General features: G+C 42.8%; 18 protein-coding genes and 1 riboswitch. Of the genes, 15 read left to right on the forward strand and 3 right to left on the reverse strand.

The annotated features are described in order from the left end of the window. The first annotated feature begins 76 nt into the window (after positions 1-76). From BMZ99_RS05945 to BMZ99_RS05985, 9 genes are all read left to right on the forward strand, one after another. The gene (locus BMZ99_RS05945) at positions 77-385 is read left to right on the forward strand and encodes a NifU family protein (protein ID WP_090933924.1); all 309 of its coding nucleotides are present in this window, start codon (positions 77-79) and stop codon (positions 383-385) included. A 79-nt stretch (positions 386-464) separates the two neighbouring features. Next, the gene (locus BMZ99_RS05950) at positions 465-1607 is read left to right on the forward strand and encodes an acyl-CoA dehydrogenase family protein (protein ID WP_090933926.1); all 1143 of its coding nucleotides are present in this window, start codon (positions 465-467) and stop codon (positions 1605-1607) included. 28 nt (positions 1608-1635) lie between these two features. Continuing rightward, positions 1636-2466, forward strand: coding sequence for an electron transfer flavoprotein subunit beta/FixA family protein (locus tag BMZ99_RS05955; RefSeq protein WP_175490484.1), 831 nt, complete (start codon positions 1636-1638; stop codon positions 2464-2466). Continuing rightward, positions 2463-3482: an electron transfer flavoprotein subunit alpha/FixB family protein gene (locus tag BMZ99_RS05960; RefSeq protein ID WP_090933930.1), complete on the forward strand. Its 1020-nt coding sequence runs from the start codon at positions 2463-2465 to the stop codon at positions 3480-3482. Before BMZ99_RS05955 ends, BMZ99_RS05960 begins: the two co-directional genes overlap by 4 nt. Before the next feature lie 198 nt (positions 3483-3680). Further along, a complete protein-coding gene (locus BMZ99_RS05965; RefSeq protein ID WP_090933932.1) occupies positions 3681-5045 on the forward strand; it encodes an aldehyde dehydrogenase family protein in 1365 nt (454 codons plus the stop codon). A 17-nt stretch (positions 5046-5062) separates the two neighbouring features. Further along, positions 5063-6178 (forward strand): 4-hydroxybutyrate dehydrogenase, encoded by a 1116-nt coding sequence (locus BMZ99_RS05970; protein WP_090933934.1) that lies wholly within the window; start codon positions 5063-5065, stop codon positions 6176-6178. Positions 6179-6214: 36 nt separating this feature from the next. Continuing rightward, positions 6215-7675, forward strand: coding sequence for a 4-hydroxyphenylacetate 3-hydroxylase family protein (locus BMZ99_RS05975; RefSeq protein ID WP_090933936.1), 1461 nt, complete (start codon positions 6215-6217; stop codon positions 7673-7675). Next, positions 7665-7976: a NifU family protein gene (locus BMZ99_RS05980; RefSeq protein WP_090933938.1), complete on the forward strand. Its 312-nt coding sequence runs from the start codon at positions 7665-7667 to the stop codon at positions 7974-7976. The genes BMZ99_RS05975 and BMZ99_RS05980 overlap by 11 nt, the downstream gene beginning before the upstream one ends. A gap of 22 nt (positions 7977-7998) precedes the next feature. After that, on the forward strand, positions 7999-9294 hold the full coding sequence (locus BMZ99_RS05985) for an acetyl-CoA hydrolase/transferase family protein (RefSeq protein WP_090933940.1): 1296 nt from the start codon (positions 7999-8001) through the stop codon (positions 9292-9294). Between the two features lie 192 nt (positions 9295-9486). Here BMZ99_RS05985 and BMZ99_RS05990 read toward each other — a convergent pair whose 3' ends face one another. Genes BMZ99_RS05990 through BMZ99_RS06000 form a run of 3 tightly spaced genes read right to left on the reverse strand, consistent with a single transcriptional unit; the run spans position 9487 to position 11955 of the window. Continuing rightward, positions 9487-10890 carry a nucleoside recognition domain-containing protein gene (locus BMZ99_RS05990; protein ID WP_090933942.1) on the reverse strand — a complete coding sequence of 468 codons (1404 nt, stop codon included), beginning with the start codon at positions 10888-10890 and terminating at the stop codon, positions 9487-9489. Continuing rightward, entirely contained in the window at positions 10887-11666 is a 780-nt protein-coding gene (locus BMZ99_RS05995; RefSeq protein ID WP_090933944.1) for a FeoB small GTPase domain-containing protein, read from the reverse strand. The genes BMZ99_RS05990 and BMZ99_RS05995 overlap by 4 nt, the downstream gene beginning before the upstream one ends. A 43-nt stretch (positions 11667-11709) precedes the next feature. Further along, positions 11710-11955: a FeoA family protein gene (locus tag BMZ99_RS06000; protein WP_090933946.1), complete on the reverse strand. Its 246-nt coding sequence runs from the start codon at positions 11953-11955 to the stop codon at positions 11710-11712. A 292-nt stretch (positions 11956-12247) separates the two neighbouring features. Between BMZ99_RS06000 and BMZ99_RS06005 the strand changes: the two genes are divergently transcribed. The 6 genes from BMZ99_RS06005 (at position 12248) to BMZ99_RS06030 (ending at position 18093) form a co-directional block, all read left to right on the forward strand. Then, the gene (locus BMZ99_RS06005; RefSeq protein ID WP_090933948.1) at positions 12248-12508 is read left to right on the forward strand and encodes an STAS domain-containing protein; all 261 of its coding nucleotides are present in this window, start codon (positions 12248-12250) and stop codon (positions 12506-12508) included. Positions 12509-12649: 141 nt separating this feature from the next. Next, positions 12650-12830: riboswitch (cobalamin riboswitch) on the forward strand. A gap of 117 nt (positions 12831-12947) precedes the next feature. Further along, positions 12948-13889 carry a nickel ABC transporter permease gene (nikB, locus tag BMZ99_RS06010; protein WP_090933950.1) on the forward strand — a complete coding sequence of 314 codons (942 nt, stop codon included), beginning with the start codon at positions 12948-12950 and terminating at the stop codon, positions 13887-13889. Continuing rightward, the gene (nikC, locus tag BMZ99_RS06015) at positions 13890-14711 is read left to right on the forward strand and encodes a nickel transporter permease (protein WP_090933952.1); all 822 of its coding nucleotides are present in this window, start codon (positions 13890-13892) and stop codon (positions 14709-14711) included. Between the two features lie 64 nt (positions 14712-14775). After that, positions 14776-16314: an ABC transporter substrate-binding protein gene (locus BMZ99_RS06020; protein ID WP_407670179.1), complete on the forward strand. Its 1539-nt coding sequence runs from the start codon at positions 14776-14778 to the stop codon at positions 16312-16314. A gap of 20 nt (positions 16315-16334) precedes the next feature. Then, positions 16335-17123: an ABC transporter ATP-binding protein gene (locus BMZ99_RS06025; RefSeq protein ID WP_090933955.1), complete on the forward strand. Its 789-nt coding sequence runs from the start codon at positions 16335-16337 to the stop codon at positions 17121-17123. Further along, positions 17113-18093, forward strand: coding sequence for an ABC transporter ATP-binding protein (locus tag BMZ99_RS06030; RefSeq protein WP_090933957.1), 981 nt, complete (start codon positions 17113-17115; stop codon positions 18091-18093). The genes BMZ99_RS06025 and BMZ99_RS06030 overlap by 11 nt, the downstream gene beginning before the upstream one ends. Positions 18094-18104 lie beyond the last annotated feature (11 nt).

Below are 18104 nucleotides of genomic sequence, written 5' to 3' on the forward strand. Positions count from 1 at the left end.
CAAAAAAAGTATTCTTTGGCATAAAAATTGCATTGTTTAAAGTAGAAGGAGAAAAATCAGAAAAAGAGGTGTTTATATGAAAAGAACTACAGTAGAAGAAAAGATTCGACCAATATTAGATGCGTATCGTGCCAATGTAGAATTAGTGGAAGTGACTCGAGATAAATTTCTCAAAGTAAGAGTCACAGGAACCTGCGTTGCATGTCATGGTGCCCAGGAAAGAATTGTGGAAATGATGGAAGAAGCTTATAAAGAAGTCGTATGTCCGGATATAAAAGGAGTCATATTGGTGCAGCCCACCAATAATCATTCGATGGGACAATTGGTGAACTTTACTCGCAAAGATGCGACGAAACGTTGCCGATATGCAGTGTCAATCAGATGAAATAATGAGTAGTACTATTTATTTCTCTGAAAAAAATAAAATATTTTGTGCTTAGCACAAGGAAGGACTGAAAAGTATTATGTTTACTTTTACTGAAGAACAAGAAATGCTGCGAAAAGTAATTCGGGAGTTTGTTGAGGCGGAGGTAGCACCAAAGGCTCAGGAATGGGATGAAGCAAATCATTGTCCTGTTGAACTTTTTCCAATGCTAGGTGAGATGGGGATTGTAGGAACATTTGTACCGGAAGAATACGGTGGAGCAGGATTGGGGTTTGTGGAAAGAAGTATCTGTCTGGAAGAGCTGGCCAGGCATTCCGCAGGCCTGGCAATTACAGTCATGGCACATCAGCTATGTATGGGCGGAATATTGAATTTTGGTTCAGAGGAGCAAAAGAAAAAGTACTTGCCTGACTTAGCCACTGGGAAGAAAATAGGCTCTTTATCGTTAACAGAGGCTACTGGAGGCTCTAACTTCATGGGGCAAAAATCAACTGGTGAATATAAAGACTGGCAATGGGTAATCAATGGCAGAAAATGTTTTATCACGAATTCTCATTTGGCAGATGTTGATCTTTGGACTGTCATTACCGGTCAAAATGAAAAGGGCAAGCCCATCATGACTGCATTTATTATTGACAAAGATACTCCAGGTCACACTGCTGGCCGTACAGAGCATAAGTTAGGGTTATGTTCTTCCAACACCGGCGATGTCAGTTGTGTGAATGTGAAACTTTCACCGCAGCAGATGCTCAGTCAGGAAGGCGATGGTCCGAAAATTGCATTATCAACGATACAGGAAGTAGGGCGTGCTGGCATGAGTGCTATATGCCTTGGAATACTGCGGGGCTGCCTGGAAGAGTCCGTCAAATTCTCCAATGAACGTATCATTTATGGCAAGCCATTAAATAAACTCATGAACATTCAGTTTACAATTGCAGAAAATAAATTGGATTATGAATCAGCAAAATTGCTGACGTATCGGGCGGCGTCCATGAAAGATAAGGGATTGCTCTGCGCATGTGAATTTGCTCTTGCAAAATATGCTGGTAACGAAGGGGCAATTCGGGCGGCTAAACGAACCATTGACATGATGGGCGGCTATGGTGTAATCAATGAATACCCAATCGGCAGATTTTTACGTGATACCTTAGCTGGCTCTACTGCTGGCGGTACTTCTGATATTTTGAAGGTGGTTATTGCTGCAGAAACACTTAAGAGATAAAATCCGTTAACTGACAGGAGGAACATTTGTGAAGTTAAATATTGCAGTATGCATCAAATCGGTGCCGGACCCTGAATGGTATGAAAAAATTACGATTGATATAAAAACTAAAACAATTACAAGAAAGGGTATTCCTAGCATTATTAATCCTGTAGATAAGAATGCTTTGGAAGCGGCGCTGCAGTTAAAAGAACAATTTGGCGGAAAAGTCACTGTAGTATGCATGGCACCTCCAGGGGCCACAAATGAGCTTTATGAAGCAATGGCTATGGGGGCTGATGAAGCGGCATTATTATCTGACTTGGCTTTTGCGGGCGCTGATACTCTTGCTACCTCCTATACCCTTGCCCAAGGATTAAACAAATTAGGAAAATTTGATTTGGTTCTTACTGGTACCGAAAGTGCAGATGGAGCTACTGCTCAGGTACCAGCTCAGCTTGCCGAATGGCTGAAAATACCTCATCTGTGGAATGTAAAAGAGTTTACATTCGCTACGGAGCAAGAACTTCATGCCAAAGTAAAAATGGATGACGCAGTAGGAGAATATGTGATCCAACTGCCGGCTTTATTAGCGGTTTCAAGAGAAATAAATAAACCGCGCTACACCACTGCTATGGGCGTAATGAAAGCGAGAAAAAAGACGCTGACAATCTTGAATAAAAATGATATAGATGTCAATAAAAGCCTGATTGGTCAGGTAGGTTCTCCTACTTGGTCTGGAGATATTTCTATTCCTTCCCTAGCCCGCAAGGGGCAAGAGCTAATAGGGACACCAGAAGAAATAGCAACACAGCTAATTGCCAAATTGCGAGCTGCTGGTATTAACCCAGCTAAGAGAAGGGAGGGGGATGGTAAATGACGCATCAGGGAATTTGGGTAGTAGCAGAACAGACAGTTAGCGGTATCAGCAGAGTTAGTTTTGAACTATTAGCCAAAGCTAGAGAATTAAAAGAGCAAGGGGGATTACAAGCCCCTGTAACTGCTGTTCTTCTTGGTGAAAACCTAGATGATTATTATAGTGCCAAGCTGATGGAAGCAGGTGCTGAAGCAATCATTTTGGTAGATCATCCGGTTTTGCGATATTTCCAAAATGAGACTTACGCTGCGGTGCTAAAAAGCTTAGTGGAAGAAAGACAGCCTAGTATTATTTTAATGGGGGCAACGGCTGCAGGTTCTGATTTGGCGCCTACTCTTGGAGCAAAGTTACACACAGGAGTATCGGCTCATTGTGTTGATATGCGGCTAAATGAAGAAGGACACCTTGTCGCTGTTGTTCCAGCCTTTGGCGGAAAGGTACTAGGAGATATTCTTTGCACCAATTTTCGACCGCAGATTGCGACGGTCAGACCTGGCATTTTAGGCAAGGTCATCTGTTTTATGCATAAGCAATGCCCTGTGGAAAGATTTGATATAGCAGATATCCTTGCTCAAGATCAAAGTCGTGTCAAAGCTCTTGGCATTACCTATGAGGAAATGAAAGGGGTACCATTGGAAGAGGCTGAGATTGTGGTGGCAGGTGGGTTTGGCATAGAAAGTAAGGAAATCTGGCAGCAGCTTGAAACTCTTGCAGCAGTGCTGGGGGGAGCTGTGGGTTGTACCCGGCCGCCACTTGATGAAGGGTGGGCCAAGGAGAGCCAAATGATTGGTACTAGTGGAAAATCAATACGTCCAAAAGTATATATTGGCATGGGGATTTCTGGGGCTACCCATCATATATGTGGTATGAAGGATGCAGGACTTGTAATCAGTATTAATAAGGATGAAAAGTCACCAATATTCGATGTTTCCGATATTCGCATAACCGCTGATGCGGCAACTATTCTTCCACTGTTAATTGAAGGATTACAAAAGAATGAAGATGATGTAATCTGCTGATAAATCGTGTGTCACCTATATTTTTAAATACGAAATATAGGTGACATATGAAACTTGTAACTATGCAAATTTATAATAGGCTGTTCAAGCATGCCGATAAATTTTAGAAAATTGTTGGCTGCTTCTGATAGAAAAGTTGGTGAAATAATCGAAAGCTTTAAATTAATAGATATTATTTAATGTAAAGGAGGAATTTATATGACAGAACAAACATTGCTGCAAAAAATTGTTAGTCAAGCACAGCAATCCCAAAAAGAAATGGAGAAGTGTAGTCAGGTAGAAGTTGACCAGTTTGTCAAGGCAATTGGCAAGGTCGTTTTTGATAATGCAGAGCTATTAGCTCAAGAAGCAGTAGAAGAAACGGGTATGGGTGTATATGAAGACAAAGTGGCCAAAAATAAAGGGAAATCCAAAATGATTTGGCTGAGTCTTAAAAATAAAAAATCAGTAGGTATTATAAAGGAAGAAAAGGCAAAAGGACTGCTTTACGTAGCAAAGCCCAAAGGTGTTATTGCTGCCATTACTCCAACCACCAATCCGGTGGTCACGCCTATGTGCAATGCTATGTTTGCAATAAAAGGACGAAACTCTATCATTGTAGCACCTCATCCGCGAGCCAAGAAATGCTCTGCCCACACAGTAAAACTAATGAATGAAGCGTTGCGTAAGTTAGGGGCACCGGAACATCTAATTCAAGTCATCGAAGAACCAACAATGGAGCTGACCCAAGAATTGATGCGTGCGGCAGATGTTGTTGTTGCGACTGGTGGTATGGGATTGGTAAAGGCAGCTTATGCCAGCGGTAAACCAGCCTACGGAGTTGGGGCAGGAAATGTGCAAGTTATCGTAGATCGAGAGTATGATTATGATCAAGCAGCCCAGGATATTATCGCAGGACGAAAATTTGATAATGGTATTATTTGTTCTGGCGAGCAGTGTGTGATTACACCAATTGAAGAGCATGCAGCCATTATGGAAGCATTCTCCAAGCACGGAGGCCATTATATTAATAATCCAGAAGAGATTGAGCGCTTCCGGCAAGTCATGTTTCCAGAAGGAAAGATAAATACTCAGTTGGTTGGGCAATCCGTACAGTATATTGCCAATATGGCTGGGGTCAAAGTACCGGATACAGCAAAAATTGTTATTTTACAAGCTATAGGTAAGGGAAAACAAGATGTACTTTGCAAAGAAAAGATGTTTCCCTATATGGTTACCCTTAGCTATAACACGTTTGAAGAAGCGCTTGAAATTGCTAAGACCAATCTATATTACGAAGGGGCGGGGCATACCGCAGCTGTTCATTCACAAAATACAGAGCATATCAAACAAGCGGGAAAGTCATTGCCCATCAGTCGTTTGGTCGTAAATCAACCTTCATCTACCGGAGCTGGCGGCAGCATTTATAATGGTTTTAACCCGACTACAACCTTGGGATGCGGTTCTTGGGGCAATAATAGCATATCGGAAAATTTGAGTTATAAACACCTCATCAATGTATCGCGAATCGGTTTTTTTAATCGTGAAGCTGTGCTTCCCAGTGAAGTAGCAATTTGGAATTAAGAAAAGGAGAGGATGATATGGTTCCCTTTCGGGTTGTCCCGCAAATAGCAATTTATCAAAAATTTGAGCATTTTGCCGATGCTTTTCATATCGGTGAAGGTGATCTTCTGATTACCAATGAGTATATCTACAACGCGGGCATGAAAAACGTGAATTATACAGGAAAAATTTTATTTCAGGAACGGTTTGGTACTGGTGAGCCATCCAATGTCATGATGGATATGCTGTTTGGTGAGGCACGTAAGTATCAATATAACCGTGTCATTGCAGTGGGTGGAGGAACCGTCATTGACATGGCTAAGCTGTTAGCCTTAGGTGGCAATGGAACGGCATCAGATTATTTTAACGGTCTCGTACCTCTGGTAAAAGAAAAAGAACTGGTATTGATTCCAACGACTTGCGGTACTGGCAGTGAAATGACTAATATTTCTATTCTGGAAATCAAAGAACAACATACGAAAAAAGGATTGGCAGTAGATGCTTTGTATGCGGATTATTCTGTGCTGATTCCAGACTTGTTGAAGAGTCTTCCATTTCAATTTTTTGCTACTAGCTCGATGGATGCGCTGATTCACGCTGTAGAATCTTTTGTAGCCCCTAATTCTAATCAACTGACTGAAGTATTCAGCAGTAAGGCTATGGAAATGATCATTGATGGTTATCAGCAAATGATTCAAAAGGGATCTGAGCAGCGTCATGAAATGATTGAAACATTTTTGCTGGCAAGTACCTATGCTGGTATTGCCTTTGGCAACACTGGCGTGGGAGCGGTTCATGCGATGTCCTACCCCTTAGGCGGTGTTTATCACGTTCCTCACGGTGAAGCAAATCAGCAGCTTTTCACAGAAGTATTTCGAACTTATAAAAAAGTAAAGCCAATGGGTAAGATTGAAAGTCTGGAAATTCATTTGGCCGAAATCTTGGGAACATCCTTAGTTCGGGTTTGGGATGAACTAGAATGTGTATTGGAAAAGATTTTACCTCGCAAACCTTTGAAGGAATATGGCATGAAACGCGATGAAATTGAAAGCTTTGCTGATAGTGTATTAGAGAATCAGCAGCGGTTATTAAAAAATAATTATGTGGCATTATCAAAGCAGCAAATGGTTGCTATCTATACTCGGTTATATTAATTGACGATTTTTAAAATAAATAGGAGGTTTTAGAAAATGGCAATGAAAACACCAGAGCAATATGAGGAAAGTTTGCGCAATTTGAATTTGAAAGTGTATCTACAGGGGGAATTAGTAGAAAATCCTGTGGATCATCCTGTAATTCGACCATCCTTAAATTCTGTAAAGAAAACCTATGAACTGGCACAAATGCCAGAATACCAAGAGTTGATGACGGCAACATCTCACTTAACAGGTGAGAAGGTTAATCGCTTTTGTCACTTGCATCAAAGTACTGAGGATTTAGTGAAAAAAGTGAAAATGCAGAGGCTTTTAGGACAAAAAACAGCTGCATGCTTTCAACGCTGTGTGGGCATGGATGCAATTAATGCGGTCGATAGCGTAACCTTTGAAATGGATCAAAAACTAGGAACAAACTATCACGATCGCTTTAATTCATTTCTGCAGAGAATGCAGGAGGAGGATTGGACGGTTGATGGTGCCATGACCGACCCCAAAGGAGATCGAAGCCTTTCCCCCAGCAAACAGGCTGATCCGGACTTGTTCCTCCATGTGGTACAAAAAAGAGCCGATGGCATTATCGTCAGCGGTGCGAAAGCCCATCAAACAGGAGCAATTAATTCTCATTGGATCTTAGTCATGCCAACCATTGCTATGGGGAAAGAGGATGCTGATTATGCTGTATCCTTTGCTGCACCTGCAGATGCAAAAGGTGTGTTCTATATTTATGGACGGCAATCCTGTGATACCCGCAAATTGGAGGGCGGAGATATTGATGTTGGTAATAAAGAATTTGGCGGACATGAAGCATTGATGGTTTTTGATAGGGTTTTCATTCCATGGGATGACGTATTCATGTGCGGTGAATATGAATTTAGCGGCAGTTTAGTCGAACGCTTTGCAGGCTATCATCGGCAAAGCTATGGTGGCTGCAAAGTTGGCGTTGGGGATGTACTGATTGGTGCAGCTGCCTTGGCGGTAGAATACAATGGTGTTGAAAAAGCTTCCCATATTAAAGATAAATTAATCGAAATGATTCATTTAAATGAAACATTATATTCCTGCGGCATCGCCTGCTCTGCTGAAGGTAAAAAGACAGCATCTGGCAACTATATTATTGATTTGCTCTTAGCCAACGTATGCAAACAGAATATTACTCGACTTCCTTATGAAATTGCCCGTCTGGCAGAAGACATTGCCGGTGGACTTATGGTTACTATGCCATCAGAACAAGATCTGCGTCATCCGGAGATTGGCAAAGTAGTAGAAAAATATTTTAAAGGCGTGGCCAATATTCCTATGGAAAGCCGAATGCGGATCTTACGTCTAATTGAAAACTTAACACTGGGAACGGCGGCGGTTGGATATCGAACAGAATCCATGCATGGCGCAGGGTCACCTCAAGCTCAAAGAGTAATGATTGCCCGACAGGGGAACTTAGCTGCCAAGAAGGAATTAGCAAAAGTCATTGCCGGTATCCCCCAAAATGCAAAATAATAAAGAACGATTTGCTGAGTTAGAGATAATGATTCAAAATGAAATTCGACCATTTTTAAAGAGTCATGATGGTGATATTCAATTGGTAAACTGGGAAGATAATGGAACGGTCACGTTACGATTACTAGGAGCTTGTGCAAATTGTCCGAGCTCTGAGCAAACCTTATCTTCCCTAGTTGAGAAGAAGTTAAAGAACTGTTGTCCAGATGTAAAACAAGTTAACTTGGTACAACAAGTCAGCGAGACATTAATTAAACAGGCATTGCAGATTTTACGCAGAGAAAAAACTAGCGACGAATAAACGAGCGGAATGAGTGATGAGTATGAAAGAGTGGCAAACAACGTATAGACATAAATTGGTCTCGGCATTTGAGGCTGTTCAAAAAATTAAATCTGGTGACCGAGTGGTGGTAGGGCATGCCTGCGGTGAACCCCAGGCACTGGTATATGCCTTAACTGAGCGTTATCATGAACTTTGTGATGTGGAAATCACTCATATGGTAGCAATGGGAAACTCTCCTTATGCTCAGCCGGGTATGGAGAACAGTTTTCGCCACAATGCCTTATTTGTGGGGCGTTCTACACGCCAGGCGATTGCAGAAGGCCGGGCTGATTATACACCTTGTTTTTTTTCGGAAATTCCGCGATTGTTTAAGGAAAAAATACTGCCGGTGCAGGTTGTATTACTGCAGATTACACCACCGGATGAACAGGGCTTTTGTAGTTATGGTATATCAGCAGATTATACCGTAGCTGCCGCCCAAAGTGCTGATATCGTTATTGCTCAGGTCAATCGGCGACTGCCCCGTACTCAAGGAGCAAAAATTCATCTAAACCATGTTGATTATTTAGTCGAGCAGGACGAAGAAATTGTAGAATTACTGCCGGGCAAGATTGGTGAAGTGGAACGAAGGATTGGCCGGCAAATTGCAGAAATGGTGCCAGATGGAGCTACATTGCAACTTGGAATTGGTGCGATTCCTGATGCAGTACTTCTCTTTTTGCAGGGCAAAAAAGATTTGGGAATTCATTCTGAAATGTTCTCCGATGGGGTAGTTGACTTAGTAAATGCTGGTGTGATCACCAATTGTAGAAAAAGCCAGAATCCCAATGTTTTCGTAGCTACTTTTTTAATGGGGACCAGGAAACTGTATGATTTTATAGATCAAAACCCGCAGGTGCAGTTGCATCCAGCTGATTATGTAAATGATCCATATATCATTGGCAAGCATGAATTGATGATCTCCATTAATTCGGCTTTGCAAGTAGATTTAATGGGGCAAGTTAATGCAGAGATGATCGGTTCTAACCAATTTAGCGGTATCGGAGGGCAGGTTGATTTTATTCGTGGTGCCAGTAGGTCGTTGGGAGGCAAATCCATTATTGCACTACCGACGACTGCTGCTAAGGGAACTGTTTCTCGAATTGTAGCTGAACTGGATCAAGGATCTGCCGTCTCAACTAGTCGTAATGATGTGCAATACGTAGTTACAGAATATGGGGCAGTGGATTTGCGCGGCAAGACATTACGGCAAAGAGCAGCAGCCATGATCGAAATTGCCCATCCTGATTTTAGACCCAATTTGCGTGAGCAGGCAAAAATGAAAGGATTGCTATAATAGTACATGGATTCTGCTTACTTTATGATTCATGAAATACGTTAAGGCACAAAAGGCACAAAAATCCACGGGGAACACAGAAAAAAATTCTTCCTTTGTGTTCTTCGTGAATCTTTGTGCCTTTGTGTTTTAAAATGTGTCTATGTTTCAAGGTACGCACAGTGTTTTTCTTATTAATAAATCATTTATTGTTTATACTAAGTTGAGTAATCGTGCTGACTGGGCTACTATAAAGCAAACGATGAACGCAATGACAGTGGGAATCAGAAATGTTAAAAAGGTCCATTTCTTGCTGCCTGTTTCTTTATAAGCAGATAGCAAGGCTGTGGTGCATGGCCAGTGAAGCAGGCAAAAGAGCATTGTGCAGACAGCTGTTAACCAAGTCCAGTTATTATTGATAAGTATATCGCGTAATTCCTCTAAGGTACCATATTCCATCATTTGACCAGTTGATAAATAACACATAAGAAGGATAGGCATAACGATTTCATTAGCAGGCAGACCTAAGATAAAGGTTAAAAGAATAAAACCGTCTAGGCCAATGGCGTAAGCAAAAGGCTGCAGCCAAGCTGCTAAATGACCAATGATGCTTATTTCGCCTATGTAAATATTGGCAAGCAGCCAGGTAATGGCACCTGCTGGTGCTGCCATGATAATGGCTCGTTTTAGGACGAAAATTGTGCGATCAATAAGAGAACGATAAAAAATAGCACCTAACTGGGGTTTGCGGTAAGGAGGCAGCTCTAATACCATCGAAGAAGCTTCTCCCTTTAGGAGCGTGTGTGATAAAGCCCAAGACACAGCAAATGTTACAAAGATTCCTAATACAACCAAGCTCGTTACTACTACTGAGGCTACTGCAGTTTGTAATTCGGATACCACCATACCGCCCATAAAAATAGTGGCGATTGCAATCAAGGTAGGAAATCGTCCATTGCATGGTACAAAGTTGTTTGTCAGCACAGCTATTAATCGTTCGCGAGGAGAATCAATGATACGGCAGGAAACCACACCCGCAGCATTGCAGCCAAAGCCCATGCACATGGTAAGAATTTGTTTGCCGCAAGCACGGCATCTCCTAAACATATTATCAAGATTAAAGGCGACCCTTGGCAAATAGCCTAAATCTTCTAGCAGTGTGAACAAGGGAAAGAAGATTGCCATAGGCGGCAGCATAACTGCGATAACCCAGGCGAGACCTCGAAACATTCCTAAAACTAATATACCAGTTAGCCAAGAGGGGGCTCCTGCTAATTCAAACCAGATTAAAAGCTGATCCTGAAATGCAAAAAGTGTGTCAGCAATCATTTGTGAAGGAACATTTGCTCCTGCAATTGTTATCCAGAAGATGATGCTAAGTAAAGCAAACATGATAGGATAACCCAATCGTCGGGAAGTTAAAATATCGTCCAGTTTATGATCCCAGCTGCGAGAGTCAGTAGAATTTTTAATTACGGCTGGGCCTGCGATCATTTCAGCATTTTGATAAATATCAGATACAATTTTATCACCTAAGTCGGGATTACTAAGGCGGATCTTTTCCGCCTCAGTGCATATTTCCTCCAGAGTAGTCATAGGCTTTATTACAGCGCTCATACAGCAACCTCCTGTAAGCGTGTTGAATGCAGATCCAAATTAAGATATTGACTGATGCTTTTGATAAACGCTTGATCTCCATCTAACAATCGCAGCGTTACCCAACGGGGGTTGAGATTCGATCCGATTAATCTGGATACGTTTGGGAGAAGTTGCTGAATTGCATTTTCTACTTCAGAAGAATAACTAATTTGTCTGGGAGTTGGGGTACAAAGCCCTATAGACATTTCATGTAATTTTTGTCGCAAGGTGTCGAGACCCATTCCGCTTCGGGCAGCAGTAGCAACAACTGGTACACCTAAATCTTTTTGCAAAGCAGAAAGATCGATCTTAATATTTTTCTTTTCTGCTTCGTCCATCAGATTGACGCAAACAATAATCTTCGGCGTAATTTCCATGACTTGCAATGCTAAATTAAGATTGCGTTCAAGGCAAGTAGCATCTAATACTACTAACGTCACATCCGGTTTGCCAAAACAAATAAAGTCTCTGGCAACTTGTTCTTCTATTGTATGGGCTAAGATCGAATAAGTACCAGGCAAGTCGACCATTAAAAAAGAGCGATCTAAATACGTAAAACTTCCTTGGGCATTATCAACGGTTTTTCCAGGCCAATTTCCTGTATGCTGATGTAATCCGGTTAGTGCATTAAAAACTGTACTCTTTCCCACGTTAGGATTACCAGCTAAGGCTACTGTAAACTGTCCAGGAATTGCTGTAATTCCAAAATGTTCACTTAGAAGTTTATGATGTTCTTTGGTCGCAGAATGGTTCATTGTCAATCTCCTCCTAAATTTCATGGTTAACTTTATTATGAAATTACATTGGATTCACATAGATTTGACTAGCATCTTCACTGCGCAAAGCAATGAGTGTATCCCGTACCATGTAGGCTACAGGATCACCTGCTGGGCTCTTGCGAATACATTGAACTGGAGTTCCTGGCACCATACCTAAGTCTAGAATACGGCGACGCAGTAAGCCTTGTAAATTAAGGGATACAATCTGGCAAGCAGATCCTATTCCCAGTGTTGACAATGGAATTGTTGTTATTGCAGTATTCATTATAAATCCTCCTTTGATCAAATCGTTAGTATTAGCCATGGCTAACATTTGTAGTAAAAAAGATGGTTAGCCGCGGCTAACATGTAAGTAAGGGAATCTAATTTAGTATATGAAGACCGAAAGATTTGGTTACTTATATATAGAACTTATTTACAAGTAAAATATTTGACAGATGTTTCTAATATTGATAAAATGATAATGATTATCAATATTAGAATGGAAACAAAACATTCGATCAGGAAAGGATATGATAATCAATTTGTTAAGTTAAGGTTCTAAAGGAGGAAGATGGATGTCTGTATGGGTAACAACTGATAGCCGACAAGTATATATGAATGTAAGCGGTGATGTATTTGTAGAGCATCTCAATTTTCTGGAACAAAATATGCTAAAGCACTTGCAGTACGGGTATAGGCGTATTGTTGTTAATATTAATAATATAGGGCATTTGGATCATGATGGAGTCCATGTTTTTCAATATGTACGTGAGAAAATGTTAAAGCATGGCGGAGAATTGATTATTGAAGACGAAAAAGGAAAATTAGCTATTTAATTCATATCATTAGAATTATATCTTTCTTAATAATATAAGATTTTAAAGGATTTTTCAGTTTATCTATATATTGCAAAAAAATCCAACAGTTGACAAAAATCGGATTCTATTGTAAAGTATCAAAGAGATTGGCTGTCACAATTATATATTGCTGGTATAGGTGCCCTTCGGGGCTTAATAGGGAAGTTCGGTTCAATGCCGACACGGTCCCGCCACTGTAATGAGGAGCAAGCCCATGTTATGCCACTGAGATGATGTCTTGGGAAGGTTTGGGGGAGCAATGATCCAGAGTCAGGAGAACTGCCTATATAACAATCACCGATATGACCTGCGAGAGATAGGGATGGGATTTATGCGAATTTTCGTATTGTTTTCTGCTTGCGTTTTACTCTCGGTTTATACCGAGAGTTTTTTTATTTTATAGAGAGGAGAGGGTGATTTGAAAAAAAAAGAGCTCTTACATCGCTTAGTGCAGATGCTTATTACTCTTTTCGGTGTGAGTTTGCTGACATTTTCACTGATGTATCTGTCACCGGGGGATCCGGTAGAGATGCTGCTAGAGGTAGCTGATACCATTGTTTCAGAAGAAACAATTGCCGAGACACGGGCACAGCTTGGGTTGGACAAACCGTTTCATGTACAGTATTTCCGTTGGCTTGCAGGTGTCTTACAGGGAGACATGGGCATGTCGTATTCGGCAAAAATGCCGGTAGCTGACCGTCTCTGGCAAAGCCTGCCGGGGACGATGGTACTTGCTGCATCAGCGACGGTAACGATGCTTCTGATCTCGGTTCCATGCGGGATATTGTCGGCGGTATATCGAAACCGCCCGCTGGATTACCTTATTCGCGGCATTTCATTTTTGGGCGTATCTATGCCAAGTTTTTGGGTAGGACTCATTTTGTTGTATGTTTTAGGGCTGAAGCTGAGATTGTTCCCGATAGCGGGTGGAGAGGTATCATTTGATCGGATGGTGCTTCCTACGCTGACGCTGGCCATTGCGATGGCGGCCAAGTACACAAGGCAGGTGCGTACAGCGGTTTTAGAGGAACTGGGACAAGAATATATCACAGGGGCACGAATACGGGGATTTCCCATGCACAAAATCCTCTGGCGCCATGTCCTGCCAAACGCATGCCTGCCGCTTATTACGCTTTTAGGCCTGCAAATTGGCTGGCTCCTGGGCGGCGTAGCTGTCATTGAGATGGTTTTTTCCTGGCCCGGACTTGGGAAAATGGCCGTACATGCCATTGAGATGCGTGATTATCCTTTGGTACAGGGCTTTGTCCTTTGGATTGCTGTGTTGTATATGGGAATCAATCTGCTGGTCGATATTTCCTATACGTATCTTGACCCGCGGCTGAAAAAAGGGGGATGCTGAGTGGGAAGTTTGACAAAGGATAAGTTCTTGTTCTGGCTTTATACATGTTTTGTTCTTTTGATTCTCGGTTTTGCAATTTTTGCACCATGGCTAGCTCCTTACGATCCGTATGATGCGGTAATGCGGCAGTCCCTGCAGGCGCCATCTGATGAGCACCTGTTCGGCACGGATAAGCTAGGGCGGGATTGTCTGTCTCGTATTATTTATGGAGCGCGCACTTCGCTGATGATGACACTGTCGCTGGTTGCCGTTATAACGATAGTGGGGACTTTTATCGGTGTGTTGGCAGGTTACATGGGTGGAAAGGTAGATACCGTACTTATGCGCATTGTCGATATGATGCTGGCTTTTCCAGGAATTGTGCTGGCGATTGCCATTGCCGGCATGCTAGGCGGCAATATCGTCAATGCAATTTTAGCACTGGCGGCGGTCAGCTGGACTAAGTATGCCCGTTTGGGGCGCAGCCTCACGTTAAAGCTGCGTCAGCGTGATTTTATTGCCGCGGCTGTAACAAGCGGATCAAGACCGCTCCATATCCTATGGCGCCATATTTTGCCCAATATCCTGCCGACAATTGTTGTGACGGCGGCGATGGATATCGGTACAATGATCATGGAATTAGCTGGGTTGTCCTTTTTGGGTTTTGGTGCGCAGCCTCCGACGCCGGAATGGGGTCTTATGCTTAATGAAGGAAGACAGCATATCCAGACAGCTCCTTGGCTGATGCTTTATCCGGGAGCTGCCATCCTGATTGTGGTAACCATTTTTAATCTATGGGGAGACAGCCTGCGCGATATCATGGATCCGCAGCGGGCAAATTAAATAAAAGACAGATGAGAAAGGATGAGATTTCTTGAAAAGAGTAGGAAAGTTAACCTTGGTACTTATGATAGTATGCTTAGCCGCGGTTTTGATCGCAGGGTGCGGCGGCAGCGGCAAAAAGGAAGCCGACACAAAGACTCTGAAAGTTGGTGTAACTAATTTTGCCGATTCACTGGAGCCAACGGAAAATTATTTTGGCTGGGTTGTCATGCGTTATGGCATTGGAGAAAGTCTGGCGAAATTTGATGAAAAAATGAATGTACAGCCGTGGTTGGCTGAAAGCTGGCAGATCAGTGCTGATCACATGACCTGGACATTTAAAATCAGAGACGGTGTGAAATTCTCGAACGGTAAACCGCTGGATGCGGCTGCTGTTAAGGCGTCGCTAGAAAGAGCTTTTGCCAAAAATAAACGGGCAGTAACGTTTTTTAAGTATAAAGAGATGAAGGCTGAGGGCCAAACTCTTACCATCCTTACGGAAAAACCAGAACCGAATATGCCGGGCTTTTTAGCTGATCCGCTTTTTTTAATTGTTGATGTATCGGCTGAACCGGCACGTAATTTTGCCAAAGAAGGACCTATTGGCACCGGTCCGTATATGTGCAAGACTTTTGTGAAAGATAAAGCAGTGATGGTGAAAAACCCCTATTATTGGGATGGTGTAGTGCCTTATGAGACTGTTGAGATTCCGTCTATAGATGATCCGAATACACGGGCAATGGCTTTGCAGTCCGGTGAGGTAGACATGGCGGTCAATATTGCGGCAGGTGACATTGGTCTTTTTAACGATAAGTCAAAATTCCATGTTGACAGAATTGCCTCGCTTCGCACCGTATTAGCCCGGATTAATCAACAAGGAGTTTTGGGCGATCCGAAGGTTCGTGCTGCATTTATCAGTGCCTGTGATAGAAAAGTGTACAATGAGGTTATACTGAAGGGTACCTTTATTGAAGGTAAGGCACCAGTACCTCCATCAATGGATTACGGTTTCGATCAGCTCAAGGATCCGAACAGCTATAATATCGAACGAGCCAAACAGCTGTTGGCCGAAGCGGGCTGGAAGGATGCTGATGGCGATGGTATTCTAGAAAAAGACGGAAAGAAGCTTACTGTGGATTTTGTGGTATACAACAGTCGTGCGGAACTGCCCATTTATGCTGAGGCTGTGCAGTCTGATGCGAAGAAGGTTGGTTTTGATGTGAAAATCAAGACGGTAGACTATAACTTAATCGATAAAATGGGGATCAACGGTGAATATGGACTTTTGATTTCAAACATTACAACTGCAAATACCGGTGACCCGGAGATATTCTTAAATTGGTACTGGAAAACGAATAAAAATGGTGATAATCCGCAAAATGGTTCGGGTTACAGCAATCCTGCATTGGATGCGAAGTTTGCTGAACTGTCCACAACCTTTGACCGTCAACAGCGTCGTCAGCTGATCATTGATTGTCAGCAGCTCATTATGAATGACGGGGCAGCTCTGTTCCTAGGATATCCGGAGACAAACATCATCAGTTCGACATCAATTGAAGGCGCACAGATGTATCCGTCCGATTATTATTGGCTGACCAATAAGATTAAACCCGCTAAAAAATAATTTTACAAAGGAGAACTGAAATGTTGCTAGAAGTATCGGAGCTTTCAGTATCCTATGGGGAACGTGAAATCGTCCGAAATGTGAATTTGTCCCTTAATGAAGGCGAGGTTCTTGCAATTGTAGGCGAAAGCGGCAGCGGTAAGACAACGGTTATCCGCGCGATTCTTGGCTGCCTGCCCCATGAGGGCCGTGTAAGCGGCGGGAAAATTCTCTTTGAAGAAAAAAATCTATTAGAGAATACCACTGTTGAATGGTGCCGGCTCTGTGGAACAAAAGCAACTATGGTTTTTCAGGATAGTGGAAGCATACTGGATCCCATTCGTCGTATCGGCAGCCAATTCATCGAGTATATCCGTGAACACTCTCCTATGACTCAAAAAGAAGCTGCTAAGGCAGCAGAAGATATGCTCAGAAAAATGCACTTACCTAATACAGAAAACATTATGAAAAGCTATCCGTTTGAACTGAGCGGCGGCATGCGGCAGCGTGTCGGCGTAGCAATGGCTATGGTTTTCAAACCACGGCTCTTGCTGGCGGATGAGCCGACCTCGGCTCTGGATGTGACAACCCAGGCACAGGTAGTAAAAGAAATGATGGAAATTTGCCAACAAGATAAAACGGCAATCATTATTGTTACACATAATATTGGTGTAGCAGCGTATATGTCAGATAAGCTGATCGTCATGCAAGCGGGAGAGATCGTAGAATGTGGTAGAACGGATGACATCATCGCCTGGCCACAGTCGGTGTATACAAAAGAACTGTTAGATGCGGTACCGCAGGTTGGAGGGAAAAGCTATGTCAGCTGACAAGGAGACGATCTTAACAATCGAGAAGGTCATAAAACGTTTTCCGGTAGCTGAAGGGCGCATGCTGACAGCATGTGATAATGTTTCGTTATCGCTTTATCAGGGGGAAACACTCGGCGTTGTTGGTGAAAGCGGCTGCGGTAAAAGTACACTTGTAAAATTGATCATGCAGCTTCATGCGCCGACAAGTGGAGCTATCTGCTACCGGGGAAAGGATCTGACCCGGCTTACGGGAGAGCGTATGCGGCAAAGCCGGCGGCATATTCAGATGGTGTTTCAAGATCCCTCACAAGCCTTTAATCCAAAGATGAAGATAAAAGATATCCTTTGTGAGCCGCTGCGCAATTTTAAGCTGATAAAAGATCGCGAGGCGGGAAAAAAGGCTGAGGAACTTTTGCGTATGGTTGAACTGCCGGAAGAGTTTGCTGACCGCTATCCCGGCAATATGAGTGGGGGGCAGCGTCAGCGCATCGGGATTGCTCGGGCGCTGGCACTTGAGCCGGAGATTCTCGTTTGTGATGAGGCGACCAGTGCACTGGATGTATCAGTGCAGAAAAAGATTATAGAGCTTCTGGTCAGAATACAGCGTGAAAAGAATCTGTCCATGATTTTTATCTGTCATGATTTGGCACTTGTATCCCAGATAAGCCATCGTATTGCTGTAATGTATCTCGGTAATATCGTAGAGGTGCTTGCAGGTGACGTGCTGAGTAAAGCGAAGCATCCTTATACGAAGGCGTTGCTGCAGGCAGTTTTTCCGGTAAAGAAAAAAGAAGGCACAGTGGTTCGCCCGCTGGAGGGCGAGATACCAAGCCCTCTTGAATTACTCCCAGGGTGCCCGTTTCAGAGCAGGTGCTCGGAAAGTATGGAATTATGCAGGCGAGAAAAGCCGATGCTCGAGGAGCTGTTGCCGGGGCACAGTGCTGCCTGTCATTTATTAAAGCTGCAATCAGGAAAAAAAGATATTTAGCAGCGCATGAA

The sequence above is a fragment of the Pelosinus propionicus DSM 13327 genome, assembly GCF_900114615.1.
Lineage (GTDB): Bacteria > Bacillota > Negativicutes > DSM-13327 > DSM-13327 > Pelosinus > Pelosinus propionicus.

What these genes read in the sequence shown, in the direction of transcription:
- BMZ99_RS05975 (WP_090933936.1), top strand. Translation starts at nt 6,215, where the DNA reads ATGGCAATGAAAACACCAGAGCAATATGAGGAAAGTTTGCGCAATTTG.
- BMZ99_RS05980 (WP_090933938.1), top strand. Translation starts at nt 7,665, where the DNA reads ATGCAAAATAATAAAGAACGATTTGCTGAGTTAGAGATAATGATTCAA.
- BMZ99_RS05995 (WP_090933944.1), bottom strand. Translation starts at nt 11,666, where the DNA reads ATGAACCATTCTGCGACCAAAGAACATCATAAACTTCTAAGTGAACAT.
- BMZ99_RS06030 (WP_090933957.1), top strand. Translation starts at nt 17,113, where the DNA reads ATGTCAGCTGACAAGGAGACGATCTTAACAATCGAGAAGGTCATAAAA.
- BMZ99_RS05985 (WP_090933940.1), top strand. Translation starts at nt 7,999, where the DNA reads ATGAAAGAGTGGCAAACAACGTATAGACATAAATTGGTCTCGGCATTT.
- BMZ99_RS05990 (WP_090933942.1), bottom strand. Translation starts at nt 10,890, where the DNA reads ATGAGCGCTGTAATAAAGCCTATGACTACTCTGGAGGAAATATGCACT.
- BMZ99_RS06025 (WP_090933955.1), top strand. Translation starts at nt 16,335, where the DNA reads ATGTTGCTAGAAGTATCGGAGCTTTCAGTATCCTATGGGGAACGTGAA.
- BMZ99_RS06000 (WP_090933946.1), bottom strand. Translation starts at nt 11,955, where the DNA reads ATGAATACTGCAATAACAACAATTCCATTGTCAACACTGGGAATAGGA.
- BMZ99_RS05960 (WP_090933930.1), top strand. Translation starts at nt 2,463, where the DNA reads ATGACGCATCAGGGAATTTGGGTAGTAGCAGAACAGACAGTTAGCGGT.
- BMZ99_RS06020 (WP_407670179.1), top strand. Translation starts at nt 14,776, where the DNA reads ATGATAGTATGCTTAGCCGCGGTTTTGATCGCAGGGTGCGGCGGCAGC.
- BMZ99_RS05945 (WP_090933924.1), top strand. Translation starts at nt 77, where the DNA reads ATGAAAAGAACTACAGTAGAAGAAAAGATTCGACCAATATTAGATGCG.
- BMZ99_RS05965 (WP_090933932.1), top strand. Translation starts at nt 3,681, where the DNA reads ATGACAGAACAAACATTGCTGCAAAAAATTGTTAGTCAAGCACAGCAA.
- BMZ99_RS05950 (WP_090933926.1), top strand. Translation starts at nt 465, where the DNA reads ATGTTTACTTTTACTGAAGAACAAGAAATGCTGCGAAAAGTAATTCGG.
- BMZ99_RS06005 (WP_090933948.1), top strand. Translation starts at nt 12,248, where the DNA reads ATGTCTGTATGGGTAACAACTGATAGCCGACAAGTATATATGAATGTA.
- BMZ99_RS05970 (WP_090933934.1), top strand. Translation starts at nt 5,063, where the DNA reads ATGGTTCCCTTTCGGGTTGTCCCGCAAATAGCAATTTATCAAAAATTT.